Raw genomic sequence first — 8,974 nt, forward strand, 5'->3', positions numbered from 1 at the left:
CTATTACAACAGCAAAATGACAAGCATAGTATCAAAGAAAGGCGTAAAAAAGCAGGTTGGAATGACCAGTACTTGCTCAATATTATTAAAAACAACACCATTTAGGTGCGTTTAACCTGATTTAGTTTAGTATATTTGGCCGTAACCACCACCGAATCGCCGTTGATAAACGCAAAACCTGCGGGCAAACACGATTTGGCAATCAGTGCTGCCGCGCTGAAATCATAGGTAAACACCTTCGTCGTAGTTCCTGTTACGGTAGCGGCCAAATTAGTACAGGTGTACCGATTGGCTCCGCGAATGATCTGAACGCTGTAACGGGCATCGCCGATTTCGTCGGCATTGGTGACGGACGCCGTGGCGTAACCGAACGCAAAAGAAGGAAAAGCAACCGAAGTTTTTACCGTTCCTGTATACATGGCTCGCAGCGTATCGCCCACCATAAAGCGGTTAATTTTGGCTAAATCCAATGTTCCGCTGGCATCTGGGCTACTGTCGTTGTTGTTATCGGGACTACCGAGCGTGATGCGCTGTATGTCGTACGTGGCCCAATTCATCCCCTGCGTACAGGTCCCGCCGGGACACAGCAGTTCGGTAACGATGGTTGAACACTGAGTAGGAAGCGCTCCGCAACCTGTGGAACACGTGGGGTCGTTGACAAATTGTGATTGAAAACTAAGGGTTTTGTTTCCCGAAGTTCCGCATTGCGCTTTCAGTTTCAGGAGCGTCCGCGAGCGGGTTTGGCTGAAGGAGATTGGTGCATTGAATCGAACCGTCAATACACCTCCCGTGTAGTCAAAATAATTGGGCGCTCGGTTGATACCTCCGGCATCAATAAAAGAAAAATCAGCCGCGTTGCCCGAAAACACAAAACCGGCCGGAATCGTGTACTTGTACTCCAAATACGCCGGGGCGGTATTATAAAGGGTAGGAATACTGTTGCCGTTGGAAAGCACCTCCATCGTAAACGTTTGTCCATAATAGACTTGCAGCGGCGCATCCAACGAAAATGTATTGGCCGTGTACGTTTCATTTTGTCCCGTCACAATGCTGCGGGTATAGGTAGTAGCCGCACAGGCCCCGCTGTAGGTACCCGAATAGCCCCAACGGCGCGGGTTATAGGCGGCATTGCAGGTAGTGACACAACAGGAAATCGTATAAAACTCCACATACGCAGTATCTCCAGGTGCAATCGTTGGAATCGTCGTCTCCATTCGTGTAGCAGAACCGGCCGGCGCACAGGCGTTGGTCGAAGTAGCTAACTGAGTCGTGCCGGCAGTTTGGGGAGTGCCGTTGTTTTTGATGCGATACGAGTAAGGTCCCGCCAAATACAATTGTTGCGTATTGTCAAAATTGGGCGTGGTATTTACCGGCCCAAATTGCACCTTCACATTCGTAGCGGCGTAGGCTGTGGTGTTGGCAATGACGATGGTTTGTTTGGCAGGCGTATCAAAACAGCGCGGGCTGCTTGTTTTGACCGAAAACGTTAAATTAGGTTGTACACTCGTGACCGAAACCGAAGGGGTATTATCGGTCGCCGTTTGGCAGATTTGACCTTCACAGCCCCATTGCGTAATGAGTTTGGAAGTCACCGTACCCGCAGGGCAACAGGGGTTTACCGTAATTTTATATTGCAGTACAAAGTTTTCGTTCAACTCAAAGGTCTCATCGCCATCGCCGATCAGTTTAATAATGGCTTTATCAAATTTTACTTTCAACGAGTCGCCCGACGTAGTGATGGCGGAAACCGGAATCGCTTTGTTGGTCGAGGCAGGGTTCAATCGAAAATCACTGTATATAAATTTCCCAGCGCTCGTAATATCGGCAAAGAGAAACTCTTCCAACTGCCCGAATGAACCGTTGCTGATGGTCATACTGCGCGTAGCGGTTTGACCAGGATTGATGGAAACGGGCGTAGTGGTTTGGCTCGTAATACTGAGCGAAGCATAGATAATATCGTAGGTTGCCGTTTTGGTTCCCAGGATGCTGAGCGTGGTACCGCTGCTGTTTTTGATGCTGATCACATCCTGAAAACCGCCGCCGCTGATTTTTTGGGCGCGTGCGGCACAACCCGCTTTTTTGCGAAACGAAAATTTAAGAGTGGTATTGGCAGGCTACGAAGCCACTGTAAACGCCGGAGCGTTTAAGTTAATGCCCGTCAGGCTAACCGTAGGCCCAGACAAGGGTTGTACGGTAGCCGGCAATAGTTGAATCCCTACTCCCAATTGGATAGAAATTACGGCATTGGTAAGCGCAGTAGCGCCATTGGTTATGGTAACCACCGTTTCTGCCCCATTCGGCTGACAGGTAACGGCGGGACTTTCGCTGGTAAAACTGTTTACTAACTGGGCATGGCTGTGACCAAAACCAATAAACAGTAATAAAATCAGTAACGAGTTTTGAAAAGTGTGTTTCATTCTCTACTTTCAATTTGTGGAAAAAATCCCTTCATTCATTTGGATCTTTCACAACGTCATTGCGGGTAAAGGCACAAGAAACGTGCCAAAAAAAGACATATTTTACTATCCTAAATACTTGAGAAGTGCCTAACAATCTTTACCTTATATACTATTTCAATAGTCGTTTTTTGCAAAATTCTGCTCTGAAATGATGTAATAAGATGCTCAAATTACCCAACTGATAAAAAGTGTACCTACTAAACCAAATCGTATTATGAAACAACCTTTTCTTCTGCTTTTCACGTTTATATTATTCATTAACAACAACTTATACGCTCAGGTATTTTCACCCGACGAGATACGTCATCTTCAAAAACAAGCCCAACGCATTACCATCGTCAAAGACAAATGGGGGGTGCCGCACGTATATACCAAAACAGATGCCGATGCCGTATTTGGCATGATGTATATTCAGTGTGAAGAATTTTTTGAGAAAGTGGAAAATACCCTCATTAACCGTTTGGGTCGTCAGGCGGAAGTGGACGGCGAACGGGAATTGTACCAAGACCTGTGGGCCAGAACGTTCATTGACTCCACCAAAGCCATTCAATTGTACCATAAAACCCCCAAGTGGCTCCGTAAACTGTGCGACGCTTATGCGGCAGGGATTAATTTTTACATGATTTCACATCCCGCCCAAAAACCGCGACTCATTTCTCGCGTACAACCTTGGATGGTGCTGATGAACAACATTCCTTCCATTGCCAACAGCAACCTGACAGAAGCCGAGTTCCGGGCTTTTTATTCCAAAGACGCAAGCCTTTCACTCTCCTACCTACCCGACCTCGCCCGCGAGTATCAGGAAATGGGCGGCTCCAACGGTTGGGCCTTGGCGCCGTCGCGGACGCAAAGCAAAAACGCACTATTGCTCATCAATCCCCATTCGGAGTTTTACGGACGGCTCGAAATTCACTTGGTCAGCAAACAGGGCCTTAATGCCTACGGTGCGCCGTTTTTAGGGCAGTTCAACATCTTTCAAGGCTTCAATGATTTTTGCGGATGGATGCATCCCGTCACTCTTTCCGATGCTAAAGACCTCTACTCCGAAACCATAGAAAAGAAAGACGGCAAGTATTCGTACCGCTACAATGGCGAGTTGCGCGGCGTTGACAGTTCGCAGGTTACCCTGCGCTACAAAAAAGGCAATGAACTGTTGTCCAAGACATTCACTGTCTATCGCACCCACCATGGTCCCGTTGTGGCTGTAAGAGATAAGAAGTGGATAACTCTCAAATCCAATGAATCCAACATTGACGTTTTAGCCGTGAATTGGTTGAAAACAAAAGCCAAAAGTTTTGAAGATTTCAAGGCGACGGTAGATAAACGTGTTTTGGTAGGCAACAACATTGTATATGCCGACCGCGACGGCAACATTGCCTACTGGCACGGAAACTTTGTTCCCAAAAAAGACCCCGCCTACGACTGGAAACGGCAAGTGGACGGCAGTACCAACGCCACCGAATGGCAGGGAACGCACGCCCTCAGCGAGCTGCCGCAGTACGTCAATCCTACCAACGGTTGGGTACAAAACTGCAATTCGACGCCTTTGTACGGGGCAGGCGTTTTTGATACCCTCATGAGTCACAAGCCCGCCTACATGCTCCCCGACGGGCACACGCCCCGCGCTATGAATGCGGTTCGATTGTTGAGTAAACTCCAAAACGCTACTATCGACGACGTCATCAGTGCCGCGCATGATTCTTATTTGCCCAACGCCGCGCGCTTTCTTCCAAGCCTTTTCAAAGCATCGGAAACGGTATCCCAAGATTCTGCTCTGACGCTTCTCTCCTCCCCCGTTCAAACGCTCCGCAACTGGAATTTTCGTACCGATACGACCTCGGTGGCGACAACTCTGGCCGTTTTGTGGTTAGAAAGAATCATCGCCCTGAACGTCGCCAAACTCAAACGACCTTTGGCCAATGAAGAACAATATTCGCTTACCAATGGCGCTTCGATTTCCACTGATTTTATTTCCCCCGCTGAACAACTCAACCAACTCGCTCTGGTCGTACAGGACTTGAAAAAAGAATTTGGTACGTGGGAAGTGCCTTGGGGAAAGCTCAATCGTTTTCAAAGGAATAAAGAAGGTCAACCTTTCAGCAATGCGCGTCCGAGTTGGGCCGTTCCGGCTACGCCCGGGTACATGGGTTCGCTAAACGCATACGTCAGTCGCAAAAGTCCGCAGGCCAAAGCCCGTTACGGAGCCACGGGCAATACCTTTGTGGCAGTGGTAGAATTTGGTAAAACCCTCAAAGCCAAAACAATCCTGACGGGAGGCGCAAGTACGAACCCCAATTCACCGCATTTCACCGACCAAGTAAAAGGCTACATCAACGGGCAATTCAAAGACATCTTTTTCTACAAAAAAGACGTCCTGAATGCCGCCGAAAAAACCTATCGGCCCGGGGAATAAAGTTGATTTTACAATAGAATCTCCCCCAATTTGCGTTATTCTGAGAATCTTTCTGAACCAACACTACTTTTTGCATCATTTTTGCGTTAATTTTATACGTAACTTTGAAAAAAGTGTTGTATCCACTAAACAGCGGCCTAAAACACCAAACTATGAACAACCCAACCTCTTCCGTACTGCTGGAGCGCATTGGTGAGTATAAGCGGAAATTTTATCTGAATCAACTCGTCAAAGGTGTCATTTTTGCCGCGGCTTTTGTGCTGTCGGCTTATTTGTTTGTCAATACCATTGAGTACTTCGGGCGATTCAGCTCTTCGGTACGGGGTACGCTTTTCTTTGGCTTTTTAGCCATTTTGGGCTATGCCTTGGTGCGTTGGGTAGCCGTGCCGTTGGTGCATTTATACGGTTTGACCAAGTCGCTGTCGAACGAAGAAGCCGCCGGGCAAATCGGCAATTTCTTTCCCGAAATCGGCGATAAACTCGTCAATACCTTGCAGTTACGCAATTTATCGGGTGTTCAAACCGACCTGATCGAAGCCAGTATCCAACAAAAATCGAAGCAATTGATGATTGTGCGATTTTCGGATGCCATCAAAATTGACCAAAATCGTCGTTACCTAAAATACGCGGCCTATCCATTAGCGGCCATTGCGTTAGTGTTGCTCATCAATCCGCGCTTTTTTGCCAATAGTTCCGACCGCATTATTCACTTTGAAAAAGAATACAACGACGCCCCCTTTACCTTCAAACTCGACAATCCCAACCTTAAAGCCTTCCGCAACGAAGACTTTACGCTGAAACTTTCGTTGGCGGGTGGGGCATTGCCCGAAGCCGTTTATGTGGTTCACAACAAAGCCAAATTTAAATTGGAACAGGAGGACGCAGATACCTATTCATATACTTTCAAAAACGTCCAGCGCCCCATCGAATTTCAGTTTGAAGCCGCGGGTTATAAATCAAGCGAATATAAATTGGAGGTAGCCGAGCGCCCGAGTTTGTTATCGTTTGACGTGACATTGAATTATCCCAGTTATTTGGGCAAACCTGCCGAGCAGTTGAGCAACGTGGGTAACCTAACCGTTCCCGAAGGCACCACCATTACGTGGGATTTCCACACGGATGCCACCGAAGAAATGGCATTGGCGTTTGAAGGAGATCAAAAAACGTATCCTGCGGAAGGTAAATTGACGGGTGGCTATGAGTTCAGCAGGAGCGCTCGTCGGTCGGGAAATTATGAAATCAAACTCAAAAACGACGAGTCAGAAAATCGCGAGAAAATCAGTTATTTCCTGAATGTCATCAATGACAAACACCCCACGCTGACGCTCGAAAATTACCAAGATACCACGCTGTACAACTATTTTGTATTGGGCGGAAACATCGTCGACGATTACGGATTTTCCAATTTGCGGGTTTTCTACAACCTGCGTCGCAAAGGTGACAAAACCGACGAAAAGAAACTGGTGTACAAAGGTTTCGGCATTCCGTTCAACAAATCTACGACTAACCAAACGTTCTATTTTCAATGGTACGTGGACAGCCTCCGCCTCACTCCCGGCGACCGCATTGAGTACTACGTGCAAGTGTGGGACAACGACGGTGTAAACGGACCGAAATCGGCTAAATCACGGTTGATTGACTTTGCCGTGCCGTCGAAAGAAGAAGTACGCGCCGAAGCGGAAAAATCGGCGGAGAAAACCGAAGCTCAGATCAACAAAACGCTGCAAAAAGCGAAGAGCCTGCAAAAGGAATTAGAGAAATTAGATCAACGTCTCAAAAGTGAAAAAGAGCTTGATTTCCAAGACAAAAAGCAAATTGAAGACCTGCTAAAGAAACGGGATGAGTTGCAGAACGACATGAAGAGTATGCAGGAGCAAGCCCAAACTGCCCAGGAAAAGCAGGAGCGGTTTGCCGAGCAAAGCCCTGAAATGAAGCAAAAAATGGAGCAATTGCAGAAACTGATGAAGGAATTGCTCGACCCTGAAACTCAAAAACTGTACGAACAACTCGAAAAACTCCTCCAACAGCAACAGCAGGACGATAAGATGCAGGAGTTGATGAACAAGTTGAAAAACAAGGAATTTAACGCCCAAAAGGAAATCGAAAAGGCGTTGGAAATGTTCAAGCAGCTTCAACTCCAGCAAAAAGCCGAACAAATCCAGAAGGATTTGAACGAAATGGCGGAAAAGCAGGAGAAATTGGCCGAAAAGGCAGAAGAAAAATCGAAAGATCAGGAAGGAAAGGAAAACAAAGACCAAAAAGGCAAGGATCAAAAGGATAAAGATCAGAAAGACAAAGATCAAAAAGGTAAAGATCAGGACGGTAAGGACCAAAAAGACAAAGACCAGAAAGACAAGGACGGTAAAGATCAGGACGGCAAAGACCAAAAAGATAAAGAACAGGAAGAGCTCAAAAAAGACCAGGAAGAACTCAATAAAGAGTTTGACGAGACCAAAAAGGACATCGAAGAACTCGAAAAATTGAACGAGGAATTGCAGGATAAACAGGAAATGGATACCGGCAAGGAAGACCAACAGGAAGTGGATAAAGAGCAGGATGAAAGTTCTAAGCAACTAAACCAAAAACAAAACAAGAGTGCCTCTAAGTCGCAGAAAAAAGCAGCTAAAGCCATGAAAAAAATGGCTCAGAAAATGCAGGAGTCCATGGAAAGTGCCGAAATGGAAGAGATGGACGAAAACATGGACAACCTACGCGACATTCTTGAAAACCTCATCCAATTGTCTTTTGAGCAGGAACGCGTGATGAAAGATTTCCGAGGCGTAAACTTACAGGACCCGCGTTTCATTAAATTAGCCCAAGACCAACTCAAATTGCAGGACGATGCCAAAGTGATTGAAGACAGTTTGTATGCCTTGGCCAAACGGGTCATGCAAATCCAGACCTTTGTGACGCGCGAGTTGAACGACATGAAATTCCACATGATCGAAAGCACGCGTTACATCCGCGAGCGTCGTCTCAACATGGCTACCAGCAAACAGCAATTTGCAATGACGTCCATGAACAACCTGTCGCTGATGCTCAGTCAAACGCTGCAACAAATGCAGGCGGCGATGATGGCGATGAGCGCGCCGGGACAAGGCAAGAAAAAAGGCGGCAAAAAACCGGGTCAAAGCTTGGGTGAATTGCAGCAACAACTCAATCAACGCATCCAAAAAATGCAGCAAGGCCAAGGTGGAAAAGGCGGCATGAGTGGTCGACAGATGTCGGAAGAAGTAGCCAAAATGGCGGCCGAGCAAGGCCGCATCCGTCAGATGCTCAAGGAGTTGATGGACTCGCAAAAAGGCTCCGAAGGGGGCAAAAAAGTGGGCAATGAGGTAAAAGATTTGATGGAAAAAATGGACGAAACGGAAACCGATTTGGTGAACAAACGCATGAATCCGAATCTCATCAAACGCCAACAGGACATTGTGACGCGGTTGTTGGAATCGGAAAAGGCATTGCGCCAACAGGAGGAAGATACCCAACGCAAAGCTGAAACGGCCAAACCGCAACCCAAAACACCGCCGGCGGCCTTTGAGCAGTACGTCAAAGACAAGCAACGCCAAACGGAACTATTGCGCACCGTACCGCCAAGTTTCGCTCCTTTCTACAAACGCGAAGCGGATAATTACTTTAAAAAATCGGGCGCGGGAGATAAATAGTTGATAGTTTCAAAATAACAACAAGGGCCATGATGAGGGATTGTAATGGCCCTTTTTTTACGGTTTCTCCTTGTCATTCAGTTTTTTACGAGATTTTTTGAAGTTTTACTTGCAAAGGAGATAGAGATTTGTGATACTTGTAAGAAGTATTCTGTAAGCCCAATTTTTTCTGCTTCTTAGATTAATCTGCAGTGAAGTGTTTTTTAAGGATAATCACAAGTTTAAAAAAATATATTATGCTTAATTTTTTATCATTAATACACTGGTTCATAGGATTTATTTTTGGCATTTCTATCTCATTACTTTCTTCTGGTATTCTTTTGGGGCAGTGCGCGCAAAGTAATGCTATAACAAAAAAATAGACAACGGGGGCAAATGCCTAACTTTGGAGTGACTAAACTCAAAGATTATGTACCTATTTTGCCCAAGTTGTCACAGCA

4 protein-coding genes are annotated in these 8,974 nt (G+C 46.4%); 2 read left to right on the forward strand and 2 right to left on the reverse strand.

What is annotated here, in order from left to right:
* Positions 1-101: 101 nt before the first annotated feature.
* Both Q0081_RS20360 and Q0081_RS20365 read right to left on the reverse strand, forming a co-directional pair.
* Positions 102-2,024 (reverse strand): hypothetical protein, encoded by a 1,923-nt coding sequence (locus Q0081_RS20360; protein ID WP_298357731.1) that lies wholly within the window; start codon positions 2,022-2,024, stop codon positions 102-104.
* A gap of 90 nt (positions 2,025-2,114) precedes the next feature.
* On the reverse strand, positions 2,115-2,417 hold the full coding sequence (locus Q0081_RS20365) for a hypothetical protein (protein WP_298357734.1): 303 nt from the start codon (positions 2,415-2,417) through the stop codon (positions 2,115-2,117).
* 256 nt (positions 2,418-2,673) lie between these two features.
* Here Q0081_RS20365 and Q0081_RS20370 point away from each other — a divergent pair, with 256 nt between their 5' ends.
* Positions 2,674-4,872, forward strand: coding sequence for a penicillin acylase family protein (locus Q0081_RS20370; RefSeq protein WP_298357737.1), 2,199 nt, complete (start codon positions 2,674-2,676; stop codon positions 4,870-4,872).
* 152 nt (positions 4,873-5,024) lie between these two features.
* Positions 5,025-8,534 (forward strand): DUF4175 family protein, encoded by a 3,510-nt coding sequence (locus tag Q0081_RS20375; protein ID WP_298357740.1) that lies wholly within the window; start codon positions 5,025-5,027, stop codon positions 8,532-8,534.
* The last annotated feature ends 440 nt before the right edge of the window (positions 8,535-8,974 follow it).

This window comes from Runella sp., assembly GCF_027484545.1.
In the GTDB taxonomy this organism is placed as follows: domain Bacteria; phylum Bacteroidota; class Bacteroidia; order Cytophagales; family Spirosomataceae; genus Runella.

Coding starts and splice junctions, on each gene's coding strand:
- Q0081_RS20365 (WP_298357734.1), bottom strand. CDS start 2,417: ATGAAACACACTTTTCAAAACTCGTTACTGATTTTATTACTGTTTATT.
- Q0081_RS20370 (WP_298357737.1), top strand. CDS start 2,674: ATGAAACAACCTTTTCTTCTGCTTTTCACGTTTATATTATTCATTAAC.
- Q0081_RS20375 (WP_298357740.1), top strand. CDS start 5,025: ATGAACAACCCAACCTCTTCCGTACTGCTGGAGCGCATTGGTGAGTAT.